This window comes from Okeania sp. SIO2C9, from assembly GCF_010672455.1.
Lineage (GTDB): Bacteria > Cyanobacteriota > Cyanobacteriia > Cyanobacteriales > Microcoleaceae > Okeania.
The window spans coordinates 74,313-98,189 of sequence record NZ_JAAHGO010000004.1; the positions used below are offsets into that span (position 1 = coordinate 74,313).

General features: G+C 35.9%; 21 protein-coding genes and 2 pseudogenes. 7 read left to right on the forward strand and 16 right to left on the reverse strand.

All coding sequences use genetic code 11. The annotated features are described in order from the left end of the window. Nucleotides 1-1,995: 1,995 nt before the first annotated feature. Nucleotides 1,996-2,913, reverse strand: coding sequence for a M23 family metallopeptidase (locus F6K23_RS04540; protein ID WP_293151197.1), 918 nt, complete (start codon nucleotides 2,911-2,913; stop codon nucleotides 1,996-1,998). A gap of 619 nt (nucleotides 2,914-3,532) precedes the next feature. Next, on the reverse strand, nucleotides 3,533-4,327 hold the full coding sequence (locus tag F6K23_RS04545) for a bifunctional 2-polyprenyl-6-hydroxyphenol methylase/3-demethylubiquinol 3-O-methyltransferase UbiG (RefSeq protein ID WP_293151200.1): 795 nt from the start codon (nucleotides 4,325-4,327) through the stop codon (nucleotides 3,533-3,535). Nucleotides 4,328-4,449: 122 nt separating this feature from the next. Here F6K23_RS04545 and F6K23_RS04550 point away from each other — a divergent pair, with 122 nt between their 5' ends. Next, nucleotides 4,450-5,271 (forward strand): phosphorylase, encoded by an 822-nt coding sequence (locus F6K23_RS04550; protein ID WP_293151203.1) that lies wholly within the window; start codon nucleotides 4,450-4,452, stop codon nucleotides 5,269-5,271. Here F6K23_RS04550 and F6K23_RS04555 read toward each other — a convergent pair. The 6 genes from F6K23_RS04555 to F6K23_RS04580 form a co-directional block, all read right to left on the reverse strand. Beyond that, on the reverse strand, nucleotides 5,261-5,821 hold the full coding sequence (locus F6K23_RS04555; protein WP_293151206.1) for a Crp/Fnr family transcriptional regulator: 561 nt from the start codon (nucleotides 5,819-5,821) through the stop codon (nucleotides 5,261-5,263). The two genes, F6K23_RS04550 and F6K23_RS04555, sit on opposite strands and share 11 nt — an antisense overlap. A gap of 476 nt (nucleotides 5,822-6,297) precedes the next feature. After that, nucleotides 6,298-6,612 carry a hypothetical protein gene (locus tag F6K23_RS04560; protein WP_375340732.1) on the reverse strand — a complete coding sequence of 105 codons (315 nt, stop codon included), beginning with the start codon at nucleotides 6,610-6,612 and terminating at the stop codon, nucleotides 6,298-6,300. Nucleotides 6,613-6,923: 311 nt separating this feature from the next. Next, complete coding sequence (locus tag F6K23_RS04565; RefSeq protein WP_293151209.1) at nucleotides 6,924-7,673, reverse strand: alpha/beta fold hydrolase; 750 nt, start codon at nucleotides 7,671-7,673, stop codon at nucleotides 6,924-6,926. A 596-nt stretch (nucleotides 7,674-8,269) separates the two neighbouring features. After that, a complete protein-coding gene (gene fldA, locus F6K23_RS04570; protein WP_293151212.1) occupies nucleotides 8,270-8,782 on the reverse strand; it encodes a flavodoxin FldA in 513 nt (170 codons plus the stop codon). Between the two features lie 81 nt (nucleotides 8,783-8,863). After that, complete coding sequence (locus tag F6K23_RS04575; protein ID WP_293151215.1) at nucleotides 8,864-9,052, reverse strand: hypothetical protein; 189 nt, start codon at nucleotides 9,050-9,052, stop codon at nucleotides 8,864-8,866. A gap of 1,736 nt (nucleotides 9,053-10,788) precedes the next feature. Beyond that, entirely contained in the window at nucleotides 10,789-11,820 is a 1,032-nt protein-coding gene (locus F6K23_RS04580; protein ID WP_293151218.1) for a chlorophyll a/b binding light-harvesting protein, read from the reverse strand. 1,525 nt (nucleotides 11,821-13,345) lie between these two features. Between F6K23_RS04580 and F6K23_RS04585 the strand changes: the two genes are divergently transcribed. From F6K23_RS04585 to F6K23_RS04610, 6 genes and pseudogenes are all read left to right on the forward strand, one after another. Next, nucleotides 13,346-13,495 carry a zinc ribbon domain-containing protein gene (locus F6K23_RS04585; RefSeq protein ID WP_293151221.1) on the forward strand — a complete coding sequence of 50 codons (150 nt, stop codon included), beginning with the start codon at nucleotides 13,346-13,348 and terminating at the stop codon, nucleotides 13,493-13,495. Between the two features lie 173 nt (nucleotides 13,496-13,668). After that, nucleotides 13,669-13,896: pseudogene (locus F6K23_RS04590) on the forward strand (ATP-binding protein); the annotation flags it as partial. A gap of 344 nt (nucleotides 13,897-14,240) precedes the next feature. Further along, nucleotides 14,241-14,744 (forward strand): hypothetical protein, encoded by a 504-nt coding sequence (locus F6K23_RS04595; RefSeq protein ID WP_293151227.1) that lies wholly within the window; start codon nucleotides 14,241-14,243, stop codon nucleotides 14,742-14,744. Between the two features lies 1 nt (nucleotide 14,745). Further along, complete coding sequence (locus F6K23_RS04600) at nucleotides 14,746-15,963, forward strand: FAD-dependent oxidoreductase (protein WP_293151230.1); 1,218 nt, start codon at nucleotides 14,746-14,748, stop codon at nucleotides 15,961-15,963. Between the two features lie 460 nt (nucleotides 15,964-16,423). Then, nucleotides 16,424-16,858 carry a hypothetical protein gene (locus F6K23_RS04605; protein ID WP_293151233.1) on the forward strand — a complete coding sequence of 145 codons (435 nt, stop codon included), beginning with the start codon at nucleotides 16,424-16,426 and terminating at the stop codon, nucleotides 16,856-16,858. 9 nt (nucleotides 16,859-16,867) lie between these two features. Next, nucleotides 16,868-17,383, forward strand: a complete 516-nt coding sequence (locus tag F6K23_RS04610) for a hypothetical protein (protein WP_293151236.1) — start codon at nucleotides 16,868-16,870, stop codon at nucleotides 17,381-17,383. Nucleotides 17,384-18,256: 873 nt separating this feature from the next. On the opposite strand, the gene F6K23_RS04615 is transcribed toward F6K23_RS04610, so the two are convergent. The 8 genes and pseudogenes from F6K23_RS04615 to F6K23_RS04645 form a co-directional block, all read right to left on the reverse strand. Continuing rightward, a complete protein-coding gene (locus F6K23_RS04615) occupies nucleotides 18,257-18,799 on the reverse strand; it encodes a hypothetical protein (RefSeq protein WP_293151238.1) in 543 nt (180 codons plus the stop codon). A gap of 32 nt (nucleotides 18,800-18,831) precedes the next feature. After that, nucleotides 18,832-19,038, reverse strand: coding sequence for a hypothetical protein (locus tag F6K23_RS04620; RefSeq protein WP_293151240.1), 207 nt, complete (start codon nucleotides 19,036-19,038; stop codon nucleotides 18,832-18,834). Beyond that, nucleotides 18,975-19,334 (reverse strand): annotated as a pseudogene (locus tag F6K23_RS41460) (hypothetical protein); the annotation flags it as partial. The gene F6K23_RS04620 and the pseudogene F6K23_RS41460, both read right to left, overlap by 64 nt. Nucleotides 19,335-19,349: 15 nt before the next feature. Further along, the gene (locus F6K23_RS04625) at nucleotides 19,350-20,345 is read right to left on the reverse strand and encodes a hypothetical protein (protein WP_293151243.1); all 996 of its coding nucleotides are present in this window, start codon (nucleotides 20,343-20,345) and stop codon (nucleotides 19,350-19,352) included. A gap of 227 nt (nucleotides 20,346-20,572) precedes the next feature. Then, entirely contained in the window at nucleotides 20,573-21,340 is a 768-nt protein-coding gene (locus F6K23_RS04630; protein WP_293151246.1) for an SDR family oxidoreductase, read from the reverse strand. Nucleotides 21,341-21,541: 201 nt separating this feature from the next. Beyond that, entirely contained in the window at nucleotides 21,542-22,018 is a 477-nt protein-coding gene (locus F6K23_RS04635; protein ID WP_293151248.1) for an MEKHLA domain-containing protein, read from the reverse strand. Nucleotides 22,019-22,120: 102 nt separating this feature from the next. After that, the gene (locus tag F6K23_RS04640) at nucleotides 22,121-22,858 is read right to left on the reverse strand and encodes an SDR family oxidoreductase (protein ID WP_293151250.1); all 738 of its coding nucleotides are present in this window, start codon (nucleotides 22,856-22,858) and stop codon (nucleotides 22,121-22,123) included. A gap of 155 nt (nucleotides 22,859-23,013) precedes the next feature. Then, the gene (locus F6K23_RS04645; RefSeq protein ID WP_293151253.1) at nucleotides 23,014-23,751 is read right to left on the reverse strand and encodes an SDR family oxidoreductase; all 738 of its coding nucleotides are present in this window, start codon (nucleotides 23,749-23,751) and stop codon (nucleotides 23,014-23,016) included. Nucleotides 23,752-23,877: the final 126 nt, after the last annotated feature.

Below are 23,877 nucleotides of genomic sequence, written 5' to 3' on the forward strand. Positions count from 1 at the left end.
TCAATCATTATTGTAACAATTTATTACAATTGATGGGAGATTGTCTATCGGCCATCAGTTGCTTAGGGTAAGAGGCGATCGCAGATGGCTATAGCTATATAATTAGAGCTTGCTGATTAAATCTAAAAGCATTGACATATAAAGACAAGTGCCTTTTTGAGGTCAAAAAAAGTGCGCCTGTTTCAGCTGTTCATGCTGATGCATGGAGCGTATTTTAGGCGAGAGTAGGGCAGAAACATCAAAGGACAAAACGCCCGCTCCTACCTCCTCGATCATTCCCCTAACTCCTGTCTTCCTCTCCAGGGAGGGGCGAGGGGTGGGTTGTCTCCAGTATAGCTGTCTCCTACCCTTACCCATAAGACTTTTTCAGCAAACCCTAATTATGGTTGTCAAGTCTTTTCGCGCATCAATGAGTGAGGAAAAATCAGCTATAAGGAGTGTTGAATTTTTTGTATTATTTCTCCCCACATCTTCCCTCTTCCCTCTTATATCATGTCCGGTTGAATAGTTATAAATAAAAATGGAGGAGTTATGAGTTATGAGTTATGAGTTATGAGTTATGAGTTATGAGTTATGAGTTATGAGGAGGGAATTTTAAGCTATAAATGAAGAGAAAGTTTTTTGATCACTAATTATCCGGACATAATATTACTGAATAATTAAGGTGAAAATCCTCTCACTCGCTGTGGAGAAACAAGCGGTCGGGGGATGGCGAGGAGACCTCGCCATATCCAATCGACCAAGAGAGAAAAAATTTTCCTTTTATTCAATCCTCTTCCTTTTAGGGCTATGCTTTATAGACATCTTTCTTAACATAAAAATTGACCTTTAGAGACAAGTTATGTGTGAGTGTTTGAGAGGTTTTTTCTTCAAAAATCATATATTGAAAAGTACATTTTTTTTGAGAACTTAAGTAGTTTTACCAAGCTTTATTGACTGTTTCTCCCTTCTCCCCTACTCCCTACTCCCCTGTTCCCCTTATCCCCACAAGGTTTTCAGAAGTTCCTGATCAGGGATAGCTTTTAGGGAGAGGTAATTATCAATTATCAATTATCAATTATCAATTATTGAACTCCTGTCTCCTGTCTCCTGTCTCCTGACTCCTTGCTAAATTTATGAAGATATGATTGGGGGTTCTATAAGGACTAATAAAAGTTAAAGTTATCTTTTCTGTGACGACTTTAATACCCTACTGTTTATACCGTGCTGAAAATTGTTTGGGGTTTGTAGACACAAAGTGGCGTGTCGAAGACTATCCATAAGCAATTTTTCCTTCTGCCTTCTGCCTTCTGCCTTCTGCCTTCTGCCTTCTGCCTTCTGCCTTCTGCCTTCTGCCTTCTGCCTTTTTCAAAGATAGCAGTAATCTTGAGAGATAGGGGAAGAATATATAGTAACTGCCATTATTACTCTTGACTTATGGAATATTTAAAACAATGGGATATCAATACTCAACCTTATTCCTTCTCTCCTAGATAAGTAAAGCGTTCTTCTTTTTTACTTCTGCTATACATTCCATAAATCACTAAATCTTATCAGTAAATATAGGGAGTTTAAATCATTTTGTACATAACCAGTGGAGGAGCGAAAATTACCTGAGTTCTGAATTTAGCTTTGAGAATCTGCTTCAGAATTATATTTGACTTTTTCCCAGATAATAGTAGCTAGGAAACATAACATCATTAAGTAAAGTGGTACGCCTATCATCATCTATACTCCTAATTTTTATTCTAGTTAGTGTGTTTTTTATTGTTTGGGAATAAATTATCAATTCATTTTTGAGAGGAAGTTTATTAAGCATTTCCTAAAAAAAATAAAAATACTCCTAATATTAATTATGACATAGTTTGATCTGATTGTCATCCGAATAGCAAAAATTGAGATTTGCTGAAGAGAAATTTATTTATAACATATAGAAGCAAAATAGATATCTACTTAGTCAATATTTCAGTTGTATATACTTATCAGTAATTACACTTTATTAGTAGTTATTTTCAGCTACTTAAAAATAACTTCAATATAAGAATTAGGATTCTCGGCAACCCAACCAAAAGGAGAATTATATCTAATTTCAAAATGAAGATGAGCTTCTTCAAAATCAGGTTTTCCTGTCTGACCAACTGTACCTAAAAGTTCTGCCTGTGCAATTTTTTGACCAGTTTTAACATTGATAGAATCTAAATGGGCATAACGAGTTTGTTTACCAGCAGCGTGATTAATTACTACTAAATTGCCATAATTACCTTGTTTTCCAGCAAATGCTACTATCCCTTCTCCTACCGAAAAAACTGATGTACCATTATTAGCAATTAAGTCTAAACCACTATGAAAAACCACTTGATTTTTAATCGGATGTAGTAACCAACCATAACCTAAAATCACCCTAGTTTCAAAAGGTAAAGGATAACCTTTTAATGAAGAAATTTGTGGGGGTGCTTTTTGCCCTGGAGACCAATTTACTCCTGGTAAAAAAACCACTTCTGGTGTCTGTTGTTCTAGTGTTTGTGGGCAACCATTAACTTCATATAATGTATCAGCACGGATATTATAATTTTCTGCAACATTTTTCCAAGTTGTGCCAGTAGGTACTTTCACGGCGATCCCATTATAGGGAGGAATAATTATCTCAGTACCTACGGTTGGTCGATCTTTTTGTAGCACTCGATTAAATGCTAACAGGGTTGGAGGAATTAGGTTGTATTTTTGAGCAATAGTTTCAATGGTTTCTCCAGTGGTAATGGTATGACGTTGGAGACGAGATAAAGCTGGTGGAGGACAAACTTCTTTTGCTTCTTCTGAAATGGAAGGAGTAGGAATTTTCATAGGTCGAGATTGAGCATTTGCCTGCATTAATAAAAGTGGATTGATGAAGCACAATAATGTAGTTAAAAGGTAAAGGTAGGATTGAGAAGTCATTTCAGTTATCAGTTATCAGTTATCAGTACTTCCTGTAATAGGGAGGCTACGAAAATAGGAATTCTCTTTCTTTTATGCCCTAAAAAGGGGAAGCTATTGACCTTATTTTTCGGTCATAAGCAATATTGGCGTTGGTAAAGCGCGTGTATGATATTAATCTTAATTACTTAGGAGTCAGGAGTCAGTCCTCAGGAGTCAGGAGGGAAGAAAGAGGAATAGAAGGAGAAAGTTTTTTGTTTGGGTAAAGGTCATGGACTTCTATCGCGCTCTTATCCGGACATGGTATCATACCTCAAATTACCAACGCCGCAATATTAAGTAGAAAAAAAATAGTTACCAGCTTGATAATAGCCTTTTATTAGAAACTTTTTCTGCTCGACAATTTTTGTCTTAGGGAAAAACGCGGAATGACATTTTTGATAATTAGCACGCCAGTAGCTTATTAATTCTTCTGATGTTTACCGAATAATTAAGGTAAAAACCCTCTCTTTCAAGGAGAAACAGCTCCAATCGAACAAGAAAAGAAAATTTTTTCATGATTAGTCAATCCTCTCCTTGAAAAGAAGAGGTAATTATTAATTATTAATTATTAATTATTAATTGTTGAATTCTCCCCCACTCAAGAATGTGCAATAACTCCTACTATTGCGTGGTAAATTGCCTGTGTATTAGGGTCGTCTGCAAACAAACAATAGTTGTCAACGTCAGAGTAGCTTGCTTTACCAGTTGCAATATATTTTTCTGTAAGCTGCATTGCAGACATTTTCATCATTTTTGCTATTTCTGATCGCCCTGGAGAAACAGGAGCATCATTTTCTACGGATAACTTTTGCCAATCATACTTTTGCAATATCTCTGGTAACTTCCCTCCTAAAGCATAATCTGTTCCTCTATCTGCAAACATTTTTTCAATAGCAAAATTGACTTGCTTAACTGACTGACACATTTGACTATCTCCCGCAATAGCTTTAGCTACAGAAAAATCTGGCTCTTCAATGACTAACCATCCACCGGGTTTGAGCAAATCTACCATTTTTGATAAGGCAAGTTGAAAGTCTTGAATATGGATGAGAAGACAACGTGCATGAATTAAGTCAAAAGATTGACTTTCCAGTGCAAGATGGCAAAAGTCTGCTTCTAAAACTTCAATGTTAGGCGATTTAATTTTTGCTAAAAAACGAGTATCTAAGTCAACGGCAACAACCTTTCCACTTTTTCCAACAACTGTTGCGAGCCATTTAGCGATCGCTCCTGCTCCTGCTCCTACTTCCAGACATTGCCATTTTTCTGTAATTCCAGTTGCTAAAATTCGTTCACGAGTTTTTGGGTCAAAAATTTGTTCGATCGCCTGTAGTCTTTCTAATTCTTTGAGATTTTGAGTATTGCTAAAAATATAGTCTGTAGACGCTGACATCTATAAAAATACCCCCTTCTATCGCTGGCTAATTACTTATATTTCCAACAACATAAGAGGGTATGCAATTAAGATGTTCAAAAACTTAGAATTATTTAAAACTCTTTTACCTATAAATTGAAATGATTGATACAATTTTGGTTGTCCAAGGGCCTGAACTAAAATCTGTGAAGCGCGGTCTTACCCCTGAGTTATCTCAGCCTAAATTATTGTCTTTGCCTATAGGTGCTGCATCTGTTACTCGCTATTTGAATAACTGGCAAAAAAGACAAGATTTTTCCTCCCATCAACCTTCTACAATATTGGTTATGGGATTATGTGGTAGTTTATCTGGTCAATATCAACCTGGAGATGTGGTTATTTATAATGAGTGTGTTGAATATATTGAAGAAGGAAGAGGGAAGAAGGAAGAGGGAAGAGAGAAGAAGGAAGGAAAAGAGAAGAAGTGGATGGGGACTCAAATTCCAACCAGTTGTAAACACCATATAGATGGCAGTGTATTAAATCCAAAATCAAAAGATTATTCTCAGTTACTCCGGCAAAAGTGCGATAGTGTTTTAACAGCTAAGTTACAAACATATTTAAAAGGAAAAGCTTCTTTAGTAACGGGTTTAACTAGCGATCGCTTCATCTATAAGGCGCAGGAAAAACAAATATTGGGAAAAAATACTGGTGCAGAAGTAGTAGATATGGAAGGTTTTGCAATTCTCAATTTCTTTGCTAACCTCTCTGTCTCCGTGGCGATGGTGAGAGTGGTCAGCGATGACTGTTACCATGACCTTCCCAATATCTCTTCTGCTCTGACATCATCTGGAAGTTTGCAACCTTTAGCATTGGCGAACACTATGTTTCGCCAACCACTGCCTGCTTTCCAACTTATTCGAGGTAGTATTCAAGGATTAAAAGTATTGCAGGAGGTTACAAGTTGTCTTTTTAGTGATTAAAAATAATTAGGCAATTATTCTGGGACCATCCTATTTTCTGTTCTTTTTCAAACTGATTTAGTAGTCGTGTTATAGTAACGCGACTGGTACCAATAATTTCAGCTAATTCTTGATGAGTTAACCTCATATCCAATATTTTTCCCTCTGGCAGTTGATTACCAAATCTATCGGTCAACCATTTTAATAATCTCAACAGTCGCAATTTGATTTTTCTAGAATGAATAATTCTTAGTAACTCTTGAGTTTTTTGAATGTGAGAAAGCATTACTTCTTGGGTATAGAAATAACCCCTTGGTAAAATACTTGCTTCTACAATAGTTAAACATTCAACTTGATAAGGATAAGATGGAAATAGAGGTTGACCAACGATGTCTCCTTGACCCCAAAATCCTAAAGTGATCGTATTTTCTTCTTCATTTTTGCTAAGAGTGCGAACCACCCCAGCATCTATTCGCCATAATAATATATCTGTTAATGGTATTAATTGGCGACGTTTAAATTGATGCTGCTTCAGTTTTTGGGGTTTAGTAATTACTGAATTTAAGCTCATAATTATTCTCCTATTTATTTGTGCTGAAAATTCCCGGATTTGACTAAGCAAAATTTGCTGTTAAATTTATCAAAACAAAGAGTAATATAAAATCAGGTTATACATTAATCGCAAAATTAATTCATCTTATAGCGCGTAGCACTAGGGAATAGGGAACAGGGAATAGCTAGCTGTAAAAGGTTTTTCCTGCGGAATCCGTCAGGAAACAGGATTGAAAAATTTCTTAGCAAACATAATTTTGAATTCTCCTTCTAAGATAATTAAGTTAATAACTGAGATCATGTCCGTTTGTATAGTTTGTGTAAACCCAACCATGAATATATGAATATATATAGGAAATTTAAGTTTTTTCTTGCTCTTAACTTAAGTCTTCCTTCCTCTTCCCTCTTCCTTACCTTAGCTATACAATACCGATGCTACCGGACATGATATGATAGCTCAATGCTGAGTGCTGAATGCTGAGTGCTGAATGCTTACTAATATTGTGAATTAGATTTACATTGTTGTAAGATTGGTTTTGCTAGATAATTATTTGGTTCATAATCACTACAATTTAGAGCTGTTTCGGTGAGAGCATTATAAGGATGTACCGTACATTTCAAACGATAATCTCCTGTGAAAAAGATACAGCGACTACAAGGAATTTGATGCAGTCGTTTAACATAGGTTATTCCTTGCTGAAAGGTCAAATAAAAATTCCGCAAACCTATAGTAATTAATGATAGAAGACCCATCATAAAAATGATATGACCTAGATTTTGAAGTAGATATTCTGGAATCAAATTAATCATAGTTTTAACTCTATTCTGAATTAATAATTTGGGAAAAATTACTAATTATATTTAGTCGTATATAGCAATTATCATACTTGTGAGGTACACAATTCTGGGTTTTAGGCAACATATCATCTGGCAACAGGGAAATACAAATAAAAAAGATAACTGTACCTCGCTAACCTGAGAAACGCTATAACTAGGAAAAAAGTTAAGAGATTGCTAACTATTTACTTACGGTTTTTTCAAAATAAATAAAACACTTATTTTTCTGAAAAATCAGCCAATAATTAGCAATAATAATTTGCGCTCTAGTTATTTGACTAATATCAAATTTTACTCGCTACTACTTCCTGAGTTATATCCGATAAAACCAGTGCATTATTCTGCCAAAATTCTAGCAGTGCTTGTGCTACATTTAGAGGATAAAAATGATGGAAAAAATAACCACCTTCAGGACATTCCCAAATCCGGTCTCCGGGTTTTAAAAATGGTTGCCATCCTCCAATTAAATTAGGATCGATAATCGGATCGTCATTGCCACCACATACCATTAAAGGTACAGGAACTCCTCTAGGAACCATACTTTGGCGTTTTAACAATGAGTGAGGTGATGGAGATAAATCTAAATCTCTCTCCAATATCCTGATTAAATTTTGAGTATTTCTTTTATCTTGTTCGCCAAATAAACTTTGCACCATATTAATCAAAATTGTTTGGCGACTACAAGGTAAAAGATGGCGATGTACATAATAATGTGCTTGCCAATCAATTGTAGGATGAACGCCGACAGATAATAAAGTTAAAGACTTCACTCTTTCTGGGTATTTACGAGCATATATTAACCCTACTAATCCACTTGTGCTATGACCTATAAGATGAATAGGTTTATTCAAAGATTTGAGATAATCATGGAGTAATGTTACAGCTACGTCTAGAGTACAAGGTTCATCAGCAGTTTGAAAATAATCCCATTCAGCAATTAATACTTTTCTTGATAGGTAATTAATCAATCGTCGGTCAAAAACTTGTAGACTAGGACTGGTCTTTAACCACAATACGTCTGGAATCTTAGACATTGCTTTTCATTCTCCTAAGTTATCAAGATAATAATTAGTAAATAGTATCTTTAAGTACAAAATAATTGTGCAGAAGCAAGAAGGTAATTTCAGGAGTAGGTGTTGAGAGTTTCATAGTAAGCATTCAGCTATTAGCGGTCAGCACTTCAGCATTTCCTACTGAAATTTCATAGATTCAAGCTGGTGTCAGTAGTTAGTAGGAAAAATCAAGAGAAATAATTAAATGAAATACTAAAATTTTGCTACATATGCCTCTATCTATTAAAAGCAAGAATTGAGAATATTTTCTATAGCATTATTTTTCACATTTCATATTAATTAGTGGTGGGTCTTAATTTCCTACTAGCTAATTAAATACCAGAAATATATGATTTAATGTTGCTCTCAAACTTACTCCCGAAATCTGCGAGTTGTACAGAATTCAATTCAGAAATGATGACGGGGGTGACTTCTGAATTTTTTCTTAGTTAAATTTGTTAAATTCTCTTTTTCCCTCTAGCTTTCTTCCTTCTGTCGAGCATTGATATATTTAGAAAATCAGGTAGATTTTCATCAATCAATACAGTTTCGTAAATTACCCTCTGAATTAAATCAGACTAAATCTCAAAATCTATTTTGAGTTGTGCTACCCATTTTTTGATACGTTCTTCTGTAAGTTCAGCTTGATTATCTTCATCAAGAGCTAAACCTATAAATTTACCGTTTTTGACAGCTTTAGATTCAGTATGCTCATAGCCATCTGTTGACCAATGTCCAACTGTTTTCCCACCCAAACTAGAGATTTTTTCTTCTAAAATACCCATGGCATCTTGAAAGTTGTCAGCATATCCTATTTGGTCGCCGGTGCCAAAATAGGCTACTGTTTTACCATTAAAATCAATATTGTCTAGCTCATCAAAAAAACCTTCCCAATCACTTTGTAGTTCACCAATATTCCAGGTTGGACTAGCAATTATAATGTTTTGATAACCATCAAAATCTTCGGTATTTACCTCATCCATATTATGGATAGTAACCACATCGTCTCCACCAAATTCTTCCTGAACCATCTCTGCTGTTGATTCAGTTTTTCCTGTTGTACTACCGACAAAAAGACCAATTTTTGACATTTTTTACCTCACTTGTAATCATTTATCTTAATGGTAGTTAGATGTTACTAACTTTTAGCAGTTCAAGTTATTGAATTAGAATTAGTCAATATCTAATTCATCACAATAACCAGACCAATCACTTTGTAATCGATCCAAATTATTGTTGGCGTTGATTGTTTGATTTTGCCCATTAGTTTCTCCTACTAAATATTTATTCTGGTTTTTTTGATTACCATTTTTGTTGACTTTTCTGACTTTCCATGAAGCTAGTTTTCGTGAATTTTGCATTTGTTTTGATTTCCTATATTTATTTTATTTCTGAAATTAAGTTCCTGAAATTAACTTGAGTAATTCATACTTTATATGTAGCTAAATATTATTCAAATTACCATTAATTCTGATTGTTTATTTCTGATAATGATGGGATGAAATAACTTGACAAAATTTTAATTATTATAGGACTTACGTAGTAGAACGTATTTCCGTCATTGCGACCGATAGGATTTGCGGAACAGTCCGGAACGGATAGCAATCTCAAACGCTATTTTTTCGTACCTCGTGCGTAACTCCTGTATTATTGAACAGGTAACAAATAATCAAGGTATAGTCGTTTGCGTGTAAGTTAGCGACTGAAAATAGCACAAAAAAAATAAATAAATATATAGACCACTTATTCAGAGGTTAGGCAGTAGGCAGTAGGAGAATGGTTTGACCACTGTAGTCTATCTCCGCTATAAAGCAATATCTATTAAATTGTTGGGCGTTGCTGATTCTGGGTATGATGCAAGCCCCCCAATTTTGGGGGGAATAAAAATCTAAAAGTCCCCCAATTTTGGGGGATGCGCGGGAGCTTGACCAGAACCAAACAATTGCCCATTCATACTTCAATTCAGCAACGCCATTAAATTGTTGAGTATTCAAGCTGCATATTTTACTATTGGATAAAATAGCGATCACCATTTATCTACAAGTATTTAATCCATCATAGTTCTTTAAAAATATGCAATTTAGATACCTTAGAGCTTACTGTACTCAGAAAAGATGAGAAAAAATATCAATAAATTGCGAAAAATATTTGTAAGTAAAAGTCTTAATACACAATATGTTCAATCCTCAGTATTGTAAGTGGAGATTTTACTCAAACTAATGAGAAATATTTCTATTAATATTAACTCACAACCTAAGTGAAGTTGTCAAGCCTAAAAACAAAATTTTTTCCACTTGATATCAAGAAAACTCAAAAGCATTTACTTCAGAAGGAAACAAGTAAGCTTGCAAGGAAAAAAAAAGCAGTGTTCATTGCTCAAACAGCGAATATGATGTTTGCTGATAACTACCGACTGCCGACTACCGACTACTGACTACTGAATATCGACTACTGACTATGAAAACTATAGCGCTACGCAAATATGGCGCAGACATTCCTCTATATCCCTGTTCCCTGTTTCCTGAAAAACTTTGATTACCGAATAATTAAGGTAAAAATCCTCTCACTCGCTGTGGAGAAACAGTGGTCGATCTTCGGAGCTTCTCGTAGAATGGGATGGCGCAGGAAACCTGCACCATATCCATGAGACCAAGAGAAGAAAAAAACTTCCTTTAAGTCAATCAATTCCATTTTCCAGGAGAGGTAATTGTTAATTAGGGTTTGCTTGTGGAAAGTCTTTTTGCTGGGGTAGGAGACAGGAGACAACCCACCCCTCGCCCCTCCCCCTCCCTGGAGGGGAAGACAGGAGAAATGGATTGGGAGCGAGGAGGTAGTCGGAAGAATTAATTCTCCCAAGATTTTTCTGCCCAACTATGAGCCTAAAATACGCTCCATGCATGAGCATTTTAGACGTGATACCAGGCACTGCAATTCGACCCCAAAAAGGCACTTGTCTTTATATGTCAATGCTTTTAGATTTAATCAGCAAGGCCTAATTATTAATTATTAATTATTAATTGTTGAAAGGAGCCAGATCCTCAGGCCAAAGCAAAAAGAATATCCTGATTCCTGACTCCTGACTTCTAGGCGTTAGTTGTTAAGACTCAGTAACACCATTCAAAGCATTTTCAACACGCTTAAAGTCAAAACCCATAGCTCGCAGAGCGTGCCACAGATGACCTTGAAGGAAGAAGAAAGCTAAGAAGAAATGCGCATTAGCTAACCAACAACGAGCAGTATGAGCGCCTAAAGGCAACTCTAAAGTATCAGCAAAATAGGGAGTAATCCCAAGCTTAATATCCAGAACAGGGCCATAAAACTCTACAGGATAAGCTAAAGTATTAACGGCACAGAAATAAGCCGCAACAAATCCTGCTAGAGCGATCCCACCTAGAGAGTAAGAAAGAATTGCTTCGCCAGAGAATATTAAAACCCGTTTTGCCCAAGGAAGGGGTTCTTTGATAATGTGCCAAAGGCCACCTAAAACTAGAAGAAATCCCACATAAACGTGACCTCCAACTAAATCTTCTAAGTTATCAACACTGGCAAAATGAGTTTGATACCCATATATTACTAACGGGTCAAGAGTGGGATTAGTTACTAAATGTACAGTTTGAGTTGCAGCATCATAAAGTCCACCAAAATACATAGCTTTGGCTACTAATAATAGAGCGCCAAATCCTAAAAAAAGTAGGTGATGACCTAAGATTATTCCTAGCTGTTTTGGGTCATCCCATTCAAAGTGAAATTTCTTAGCTCCACCTGTTGTATCCTTTAAATCTTCTGGAGCTTTAAAAGTATGAAAAAGTGCCCCTGCACCTAAGACTGCTGATGAGATTAGATGTACAACACCAATGACAAAATAGGGATAAGTATCTACAACTTCTCCACCGTTACCGATGCCTAAACCTAAAGTTGCGAGGTGTGGCAGTAAAATTAAGCCCTGTTCTCCCATAGGTAAATTAGGGGAATATCGAGAAATTTCAAACAGAGTAAATGCTCCTGCCCAAAAGGTAATTAGAGCTGCTTGACCTGCGTGAGCAGCTATGAATAAACCAGATAGTTTAGCGAAGCGAGCATTACCAGCCCACCAATCGTATTTAACCTCTGCTGTATCATAAGTTTGCATGGTTTTGTTTCCTTGGATTATAGTCCGATAGGCAATTGTTATGGCAACAATTACTACTATTTTTTATACAGCAGTTATTGCCTGCTTGTATAAAAATATATTATACATATAAAATAAAAAAAAGTATGATTAATTACTTTTTTAAAAAAAATGATTGAAGAGTCTTTTTGAAAAAAAAATTAACCTAATTTTGCTCAATAATTTTTATAACTAATAATGCTTAGGCAGTTATGCTTAAGATAGCTATTAATAGATTATTGTCTACTAAATATGCAAATTAAACTACTGATAAAGCAGATATTGAACAGTAATAATTATCTATTTTTAACAGATAAAATTGGTTGACAATCTATCAGAAAATCTCACCATTTTTGGTAAAACTTTCTCTCATAAAGTCAACAACTATGGCAGTATGAAATCGGAGACTGCCATAGCATAAATTCTAATTTTGTGTCCGCTAAGTCACTAATTTGAGCAGATGGCAGTAGTGGAAATGCGATCGCTCATCTCAGTAATGACTCAGCTCTATTCTGTATTGCTGAAATGAGTGGAAGGTTCTAATTGTGATATCATGTTCTTAATCAAAATACATAGCTTTGGCCACTAATTACAGTGGTCATTTTTTTTGCTTCTGGACTAGAGTAAGTTTGAATACTTTTTTCAGATGTCCAGATTGATAGTTATGGCCTTTTACCTCTTGTTAGAGAGGATATTACATACTTATTGCAACTAATATTCAATAAATTTCTGGATTTGTCAAGAGTTTTTTGATATTCTTTATCATTAATTTTTTTGGTTTTACCAGAGTGAAATCTTAAGAATGCCTAAAATTCATGGAATAAAACTCTTTGATTTTGCTACTACGAATCGTTGATACAAAATTCATCTCAAATAAATCCCCGAAAAGTATTGACAAAGCTTGTCATTAACTTCATAATATGAATTACATTGCTTATGGTGTTCTTCTCTCTGGTAGGACAATGGAGTCCCTCAGTCATACTGAAAATATTTACAGCTTGACTGGAAAGCAATTAGGGACTCTTTTTATTTGCCATTCTCCACAACTTACAGCAGTTTTCATTTAAATAGACCACAGTAGGGACGTTCCATGGAAGGTCACTACAAGTATTATTGTTTTGGGCGTTGGTGAAAAGAGGTATGACATCATGTCCGAAGGCAATCGTTTGTGTAAAAGTTAGCGTGGATATCTACAGGGAATTTAAGTTTTTTTCTTGTCTTAAGCCTTCCGGAGCTGTTGCCTTCCGGAGCTGTTGCCTGCGCACAGCGCTATAGTCAGCTGTAGCGGATATAGAACCCCCGATCGTATCTTCATAAATATCAAGTTTTTTTAGCTAGGAGACAGGAGACAACCCACCCCTAACCCCTCCTGGGAGGGGAAAGACAGGAGACAGGAGGGAAGATGTGGGTTCGTGATCATACAAAAAATTCAATACTTCTTCATATGATTTTTCCTCACTCATTGATGCGCGAAAAGACTTGACTACCATAATTATATAGCTATCAAATGGGTTCTATAGAATTTTACGGATTCAGAAGACAGTTAGAGTACAAGTGTCAGTTAAATGGTTCTGAACTAATTGTAGTTGACATATGGTTTGCCAGTACCAAAACTTGCTCTAAATGCGCAAATGTCAAAGATATGCCATTGCTATAGCAGTCGAAGCAAAGGTTAGGACAGATAAAAAGCTTAAAACTCAGATAACGTAATACTTTTCCTTCTTCCTTCTTCCCTCTTCCTTCTTTCTTCTGCTATAACTGAGAACTTATGATTCCCCGGAGTTATGAAGATACGATCAGGGGTTCTATAGTACGAAATTAAGTACTGAGAAAAACATGGCGGTGGTAGAAATTGCCGATAATGGTCAAGGAATGAGCGAAAAAGTGCACTCAAAAATATTCAAGCAGGGACTTACAACTAAAGGGGTGGGCAAAGGAACAGGGTTAGGACTGGCGATCACGTGGCAAATTATCGTAGAAAAACATGGCGGAACAATAACCTTTGAGTCAGAATTAGAGAAACGCACAGAATTTATTATTTCTCTTCCTTTGATTTAAAATGATATCATGTTTGGTAGCATTGGTATTGTAAGCGCGAAGGTAAGGAAGAAGGAAGAAGGAAGAAGGAAGAAGGAAGAGGGAGGAAGGCTATTGAGCAAGAAAAAAACTTAAATTTCCTGTAGATATTCACTCTTGGGTTTACACAAACTATACCAACAGACATGATATAATTTATTGAATGGAAGAGAAAAAAGCGATTGCTCACTCTCCTATTTTTTTTAATGTTAAACGATCAAAAAAATTAGTCACTTTTTTTCCTCTTATTTCAATTTGATTCACTTTTATATTATAATACTATTATCAAATTAATTCATACTCACTTAACTAAAACTATCTATAATATGCAACTTAAAACCATTTGGCAATTAGGTAGCAATAATCCAGAAAACCCAAATAACCTAGACACTATCGGTCAATGGTGGGCAGCCATAGCTGACAAAGAAATCACCTGGCGACAGCGACTTATTCCTGCTAGTGGTGATCTTACAGAACTTGATTGGGAACCTCAAAGATTTGATGAAATATTTGAGATAGCTAAACCAGAAATTCGCGGTATCACTCTTTATTGGCAAAAACCAAACTCTACGACAGAAAGCAATACAACTGTTCAAAAGCTAGAATTACACCATACTCGTCAGGAATTATATATTTTTCCTAAATCTCAACAACAACTGGTAATTAGAGTCGCATTGCCAGAAGTAAAATATCAAAGAATTGAAATTAATAATCCTGAAGTTTTAGTCGAAAAAAATATTCTCTTATTTCAGGATGCAACGCAGTTATTAGAAGTACAAATTAAACTAACACCAGAACAGTTAAATCAATTGAAGGAAAAACTTAAATAAAATGACTAATAATACTCATGAAATTATCGGTGTACAGCAAACAACTTGTTGTATTGTTGGTGGCGGACCAGCAGGAGTTGTATTAGGATTATTGTTAGCACGTCAAGGTATCTCAGTCACTCTCCTGGAATTACATCAAGACTTTGATCGCGATTTTCGAGGAGATACTATTCATCCTTCCGTAATGGAAATAATGGCACAAATAGGTTTAGCAGACCGTTTGTTAGAGTTACCCCATTCCAAAGCTCGCACACTCAAGTTAAATTCTACCAATGGTGACATTGCTCTGACTGACTTCAGTCGCTTAAAAACTGCATATCCCTATATTACTATCCTCCCACAAGCGAAATTTTTAGATTTTATTGCTACTGAGGCGCAACAGTATCCCAATTTTAATTTAATTATGGGTGCAAACGTACAGGAAATTATTGAAGAAGATGGAGTAGTGCGTGGGGTGCGCTATCGGGGTCATGGAGGTTGGCACGAAGTTCGAGCATTATTAACAGTGGGAGCGGATGGTCGTTTCTCTCGAATGCGTCAGTTAGCGGGTTTTGAACCGATTAAAACTTCTCCACCAATGGATGTAATGTGGTTTCGTTTGCCACGCAAGTCAGAGGATACTTCTGGTTTATCAGGTCGTGTGAGTAATGGTAAGATGATAGTTTTGCTAGACCGTTCAGATTTCTGGCAAGTAGCTTATATGATTTCTAAGGGTGCTTTTGCACAACTGCGCACTGCTGGTATAGATTTTTTGCGAAAGTCTTTGGTTGAGTTAGTACCAGAATTTAGCGATCGCTCCCATCTACTGGAAGATTGGTCTAATATTGCTTTTCTATCTGTGGAGTCGAGTCGTCTTCCTAAATGGTATCTACCGGGTTTACTGTTCATCGGCGATGCCGCTCATGTCATGTCTCCTGTAGCTGGGGTTGGTATTAACTATGCTATTCAAGATGCAGTTGTAGCAACAAATGTTCTTAGTGAACCGCTAAAACGTGGTAGTTGGCATTTGTGGGATTTGGCAGAGGTGCAGCGCCAACGGGAGTTTCCCACCAGAGTTATTCAATGGTTTCAGGAGTTAGCTCAAAAACGAATTATTGCTCGTGCGTTGAATCAAAATCAGCAGTTTACTATTCCTGCTTTTTTGCAGTTGCCTGTGTTGCGGGATATTCCGCCACGGTTGATTGCATTTGGAATTTCACCTGTGCGTTTGAATAGTTGAATTTAATGATTAGATTGTTTGAGTAGCAGCTTTTGAACATATTCAAGCAACGGCGTTGCTGATTCTGGGTATGATGCAAGCCCCCCTAATCCCCCAATTTTGGGGGGAATAAAACTCTAAAAGTCCCCCATTGTTTGGGGATGCGCGGGGGCTTGACCAGAACCAAACAATCGCGCATTCATACTTCAATTAAGCAACGCCCAAACAACTACTAAGATAATGTTAGCCGATCACCTTTTTATTCATAACTTTTTATTCTCCTAATACCATTTCTCCATGAAATAGCACTTAATATAAAGATAAGAATAATTAGGGTTTGCTGAATAAATTTTTTGATCATTTTTCCCTAACCGTCGATTACTTTGTGATTTTCAGGTTCTAATTTTAGAATAGCGTCAATAGTTGACCAGTCAATATATGTCATAATAATAAAATTATAGTAACCTTTTAGAGATTATTTGTGAGTGATTTAACCATTATCGAAATTGTTGAAGCTGATATTATTGATTCTACAATTAAAGTAGGAAGTGGGTGTGAATGGAGAGGAAAAGGAAAAGAACCTCAGTGGAATAATCCTAAATCAACTAAAGCTTATGATCATATTATTCGCCATCATGGAGCTAAATTAAATCCTACTAATTTACAAGGTAGAGCATCCAGTACTAAGAAAGATCAAGGACAGTGGTTAAACGATCAAGATTGGCTACAAGCAGAAAAATTAATGCCAAAGTATTATGGGTACTATATCATTAAATTTAATCGTCCTATTGGTAGAGTTTATCATGATGATGGAAGGATTAGTGAAAATGTAGTTTATGCGGAAATTGGCAGAAATTCAGATGGAACAATTAAGTATGCTTATCCTATTGTTGAGCCTAAAACAAACTATAAATAAGAGGTCAAAATGAATAAAATTAAGCAATTTAAACTAAGATTAGGTGATAAAAATATAGAAAATTTTACTACTCCTCCTGATGATCCTTTAGGGGAGTTATCTGACTTTGAATTAGGGTTAAGGAAGTTTTGTTATGAGTTTAATCGTCAAGTTATTGTAGAAATTGGGCAAACTAAGTTTAAGGTATTTTTAGATCCTGATATTTGTATCTTATTGGAGGATAGATTCACTGAACAAATAGGAGAGTTAGAACATGATCAAATCATGGGTTTAGATTTCGTTGAAAGTTATTGGTGTAGAATAAAGTTTGTTCCTGTTGATAGGCAAATTAAATGTTATTTAAAAGAGCTTAATTATTATTCTCAGGAATCATTAATTATATTGAATAAACAACAGGTTTTGACTGAATTAAAGCAATTTTTGACTGAATTAATGAGTCTAGCAGTTAATCAAGGTTATATTAGTTTACAAGATAGGGATGAGTTTATTAAACCTGCTTTTGTTCAATCAGAAGTACTAAGATAGTCTTTCATTAATTGATAATGGATAATTGATAATGGATAATATCATGTTCGGATAATCAGTTATAAAAAAACTTTATCCCTTTTAACCCTTTCTTCCCTTCTGCCTCCTGCCTCCAGCATAGCTGCCTTCCTTCCTCAAAAGTGTAAGTATTCAACCGAACATGATATAATTGATAATTACCTCTGGTTAAAACCGTCCTTAATTGAATATAAGGAAACATTATTTCTTCTCTTGGTTGATTGGATATGGTTAGGGAACCCATCCATCCCTCAACCGCTTTTTTTTCCTTAAAAGGGGAGGCTTCAAGGCGCGAATTATTTAATTATTAATTATTAATTATTCGGTAAGCATTTCCTCCGGAATGCTGGGCAAACAGCGGTCAGCTATTAGCTAGCCTCCTAGGTCGGAAATGCGTTAACAGCTATTAATTTTGGGGAAGGTAAAACCAATTTAGAACTTGAGAAAAAATAAAAAGTGACTGCTAAAATCCCAGGACAAAACCTGAGAAATAATTAGGGTTTGCTGAAAAGGTCTTTTAGTAGGGGTAGGAAACAGGAGAAATGAGAATTTAGAGGAGGTAGAAGTAAGAATTGTCCCTTGATTGTTCTGCCCAACTATGCGCCTAATATCATGTCCGGTTGAATACTTATTATTAAGATAGTAGGGGAGCGGGGGAGTAGGGGAGTAGGGAAAATAGAAAGATTTATTGTTTAAGCACTCGTGATAAGTTTTTTCATCACGCTCTTATCCAGACATGATATAAAATACTAATTTTTTGAGCTTTTTAGACTGAAATAGGCGCACTTTTTTCGACTCCAAAAAGGCTAAAGTCTTTATCTGTAAATATGTTGATAATTAATCAGCAAGCCCTAATTATTTTTTATATCCTATCAAATGATTAAATTGAATGTGATTTGGAGAGCTAATTTTTAACATATTTTCTGGAGTATCGTGGATCTTAGCTTTAGATTCATATCGTGTTTTACTCTTAGGAATTTTGATATTCTTAATACTGACAAAACGGTATTTGTAATTATCAAGAAAATCTCGTTTCTCCCAAAATGATTTACCAATTTCTTGACAATATTCAACAAAACACTTCGCCCCTTTGAGTTGCTGGATAATCTCTTTTTCTTTAGATGTCTTTTTTCCTCCCTTCATTTCAATAAAGACGATAAATTTTCCTTTTTCGATAATATCGGCAATAATGGCAAAGTCTGCACGTTTGCATTCACCCCGATTTGCCTGGAAAATTGTAGTTGGTGCGCTAAAAGTATCCACTTTAATCACGATAACTTCATCATCATTTGGCATTCCATAAATAGTTACAGTGTAGCTATCACAATCTTCTGTGAGTTTGACAATGTTCTTCTGATATTCAGATTCTAATACTACTGTAGCTCTCGGTTGAATCATCTTTTTAAGGATAACAATATCCGAATCAACCATTAATCTTCGCCCCAAGCGATCGCTTCCTGAATTCGATTCATATCTTCAATAGTTGTATCAAAACTACGAGCTTCAATACCCATTTCGGGGTCAATATTTGCTAACATCAGAGTTTTACACTTAGTTTCTCTTTTCTTACCTTCTAGTTGAATAGATTTTTCTTCCGCAATATACATCTTACAGCGGTTTTCATTTGGGTAGACCACAGTAGGGGCGATTTCCTACGGAATGCTCCGCAAACGCGAATCGCCCCTACAAAGTTTTGCTTGTGAAGATGTGGTTCATCAAGAGCGAAAAGCGCTGTAATCTTTTCAGCAGATATTAATTCTTCTGTTTGATAACCCTCTTCCTCAGCAATGCGTTTAAGATGAGGTTTATCGTGATTCAGCATAATTAGTGTATTTAATTCTTTGATAATATAATCACTATGAGTAGTAATAAAAACCTTGATTCCCAGATTAATAAGTCGAGCAAATAGTCGAGCAACACGACGCTGGTTTTCAGGATGTAGGTTTAACTATGGTTCATCTACCATGAGTAAGTCCCCTGGTTGAGCTTCGTGTTTTAGATAAAAACCAATATCTAGTAAAGAACGCACAGCGCCAGAACTTTCAAGCATAGACAGTTTTGGAGGTTGTTTCCCTTGTTTCGGTATATAATAAAGTTCGTCATTGGGAGTAACTGTATACTCACCTCCAATAATATCGGCGAAATCATTCAAAACTTCAGGATAGTCATTATAAAGAAAACTACGTTGTTTGGAAATTCTCTCTAGTTTCCTTGTAAACTCTACATTTTGTTCAACTGGAAGTGGATAATCTTGATATCCTTGAAATAAAAACTTTCCTAGATCGATCTTATCATCTGCCTGATTCATTTCTTCAAGCAAACGGTTGCGGGCAAAATTTAACTCTTTGCGAAAAATAGCAGCACCTGTTCTTTCTCCACTAGCGATGAAAGGTTTAGGAAAAAGTTGAGAAAAAACAATTTCTTTGAGAACGTCTGCAACAATATGCTTAATAAGATCAGTAGGAAATTTAACTTTTTCTTGTTCAACTAGAAGAGTCACGACTAATTCTGTACTATCATCATTTTTAGTAAGTGAAAAAAGTTCTCCACTTGGCAAACCGATGTTCTGCTCAAATTTCTTCTTCAAATTAATATCATTTATATTAACAGTGACATCAAATTTCGTTTTTTTGAATCGTTCAGGTGCTGCTGCAAAAATATTTGGTAATTGCTCAGTATATTCTTGACAACCTTTAGTAACAATTTTTTGAGTCTGTTCGATATATTCTTGTATATCAATACTAATTACACCTTCAGCAAATAATTGCTGAATTTGATTGTCTATATTAATAGAAAGCATCCGTTTCCAAGTATATAAAAATCCAAATAAAGCATAAGTAGCATAAGTCTTGCCAGTGTTGTTGCCACCACAAATAATCGTCATATCGGCAAGAGTAAATTCAGCTTGCTTTAATACACCAAGATTTTGGATTTTAATTTTCATTCTTTTAATTTCTACTGAATCTTTGAATTTAATGATTTGATGGTTTAAGTAATAGCACTTTTCCATCAGGTAAATTCAGATTTTCCGGTAATTTTTCTGGTAATTATGGTAAAGAATATATTTAAGGATTCAGTGGATAATTTAGCAGTTTTAAGAGAGGAGTTGCTATTTGCAAAACCTCCTCTTTTTGTACAAATGCTAGACCTAAACAGGAAATATAACTCGAACTATTTCACAGTATAACCACCATCTATTGCTAGGGAATGACCTGTAATAAAACTAGCCGCATCGGAACATAACCAAACAACAGCATTAGCTACTTCTTCTGGTTGACCAATACGACCAATAGGGTGTGCTGCTGCCATTTGTACTTTAGCTTCACTATCATCATCCTTGCCAAAAGCACGGTCAACCATATCTGTTTGAATTACACCAGGACAAACACTATTAATCCTAATACCCGCTTTTGCTTGTTCCAAAGCAACAGCTTTTGTTAACCCTATTACACCATGTTTACTAGCACAGTAAATTGAAACATTAGCAAAACCAGTTAACCCAAACATAGAAGCATTATTTACTATTGCACCCCCTCCATTTTTTAACATTTCGGGAATCTGATATTTCATTGATAACCAAACTCCTTTAAGATTGGTATCAATAATTTGATTCCAATTTTCTTCACTTTGTTCAATACTAGGTCCTAATATCCCTTCTGTACCTGCATTATTGAAGGCGTAATCTAAACGATTATAAGTATTAATTGTTTGATTAACTAAGTTTTCAACTTCAGTAGCTTGAGTAATATTTGTTTTCACAAAGATAGCTTCGCCACCTATTTCTTTAATCATTGCCACTGTTTCTTGACTTTCTCTTTCCCTACGACTGCCAATCACTACTTTTGCTCCTTTTTTAGCAAAAGCTAGGGCAGCAGCTCTACCAATACCTGAACTACCTCCTGTAATTAGAGTAATTTTGCCTTCAAATTCTTTAATCATATTCATTGCTTTTATTCCTTTAAAAACATGATCATTTTCAGACTTATCTTAGTATTTATAGTGGTTTTATTACATAAAAAAATCAAAAAACTTATCAATTTAAATTGTACATTTCAGTCTATTAATGAGCAAGCATTACACAAAAAATGCAGTCTAAAATACCTAATAGATTCTTGTCTAGATAATCACAATTAACTACTACTAAATATACTCCCACTGCTGATAAGTAGCAGCTTGACCACATTGCTGTTGATTTTCATCTAGAAGATTCCAGACGGTAACATCTGAAATCCAAAACCGTTTACCTGTGCTGGAAATACGAATCCCCCGATAACCACTAATATAACCTTGAGTTTTTACCTGAGTCAGTAATAGCTGGCGATCTTCTCGCTCTGGAAGTTCTGCTGTCTGACGAGAAGGGGTATGAGTCAACTCCTCCCAACTCATTTCCCATAAATCCAACGCTTGCTGATTACCATAATTGAAGATCGGGTTTTCTTCCATACCGTGAGAAACAACAATAAATGGAGCTTCCCACAATGCTTGAGCAATAAATTTTGGGGTTCCATCTATATCCAGCAGAGTTTTACCAGTCCAATATTTATAGCTCCATAACAGTCTTTGAGTATGGCGAATTATAGTTTCTTGTTTCCAGGGATATAAGATATTTTCAGTCATCGATCATTTTTCAACAGTTAATCATCAAGAATTCTATCTTGATTTTCTACCTTTTAAATTAGATTGCTCTTAAAATTTTACCTGTTAATTTGAATCAATAATTTATCTTGCTTTGTAATAAGGATGTATATCAATGCTACAACCACCATCTACAAAAAGAGTTTGCCCAGTAATATAACCTGCTTCTTCTGAAAAGAAAAAACCAATAGCTGCAGCTACTTCCGAAGGTTTACCAGCACGCTTCATTGGTATCCCACAAATTAAGCGCTTTTCCTCTTCACTTCCAGTTGGAAAAATGCGCCTACCAATTTCTGTTTCTATTCTCCCAGGAGCAACAGTATTAACAGTTATCCCACTTGACACAAACTCCAAAGCCCAAGTGCGAGCCAAACTAATCATTCCAGCTTTTGCTATTGTATAACTGGTGCGGTCTTGCGCTCCCAAAGCAGCAATACTAGAAATATTAACAATACGACCGTACTTTTTCGCCTTCATTGATGGCACCACTGCTTGAAAAGTTTGTATCGCAACACGCAAATTTAAGTCAATAACTGCCTCGAAATTATCCAGTTTTACCTCCTCTAGTGGTTGTGGGTGTACTATTCCTACATTATTGACTATTCCATCAAAAGAATATTGCTTGGTTAAATTAGCCAGAGTTTCCGTTGTAGCATCGCGATCGCTCAGATCCACTGTAAAGAATTCACCAGGAAAGGTCTTTTCAGGAGTGTGGCGCGCCAGGCCAATTACTAGATGTCCTTTTTGGGCCAGATATTCTGCTGTAGAGAAACCTATTCCCCGACTTGCTCCTGTAATTAGGGTTATATGTTGTTGTCTCATTTTATTTGAGAGTAAAATAATATTTATCAAAATAATATGGGTCGCGTAACCCCGCCTTTTAAGGCGCAATATTTTTGGAGAGTTGCTCACCCATCCCCGTTACAAAAATAACTTCTGTACTGGCGAACGGCCGCCCCTACTGACTTCTGACTTTGTTATCTTGCCTTGTAATAAGGATGTACATCAATGCTACAACCACCATCTACAAAAAGAGTTTGCCCAGTAATATAACCTGCTTCTTCTGAAAAGAAAAAGCCAATGCTTGCAGCTACCTCCGAAGGTTTACCAAAACGTCCTATTGGCACCCCACTTAAATAACGCTTTTCCACTTCACTTCCTGATGGGTAATAATATCTAAATAATTCTGTGTCAATAGGCCCAGGAGCAACAGCATTAACGGTTATCCCATTCTTGACCAACTCCAAAGCCCAAGTGCGAGTTAAACTAATCATTCCGGCCTTACTGACAGCATAAGTGCCACGGTTTTGCGCACCCAAAGCAGCAATACTGGAAAGATTAACAATACGACCCCACTTTTTTGCCTTCATTAATGGCACCACTGCTTGCACAGTTTGGATAGCAACACGCAAATTTAAGTCAATAACTGCATCGAAATTATCTAGTGTTATTTCTTCTAGTAGCTCTGGGTGTGCTATTCCTACATTATTTACCACTCCATCAAAAGCATACTGCTTGGTTAAATTAGCCAGAGTTTCTGTTGTGGCATCGCGATCGCTCAGATCGACTGTGACAAATTCACCAGGAAAGAGTTTTTCTGGAACGTGACGTGCTAGGCCAATTACTAGATGTCCTTTTTTTGCCAGGTATTCTGCCGTAGAGAAACCTATTCCCCGACTTGCACCAGTAATTAAGGTTATATGTTGTTGTGTCATTTTATTTCAGACTTAGAGGTTGTCTGAGAAGTCCCATTTGCTACATCACTCGCCCCCTAAATCCCCCAATTTTGGGGGACTTTTAGATGCTACATCACTCGCCCCCTAAATCCCCCAATTTTGGGG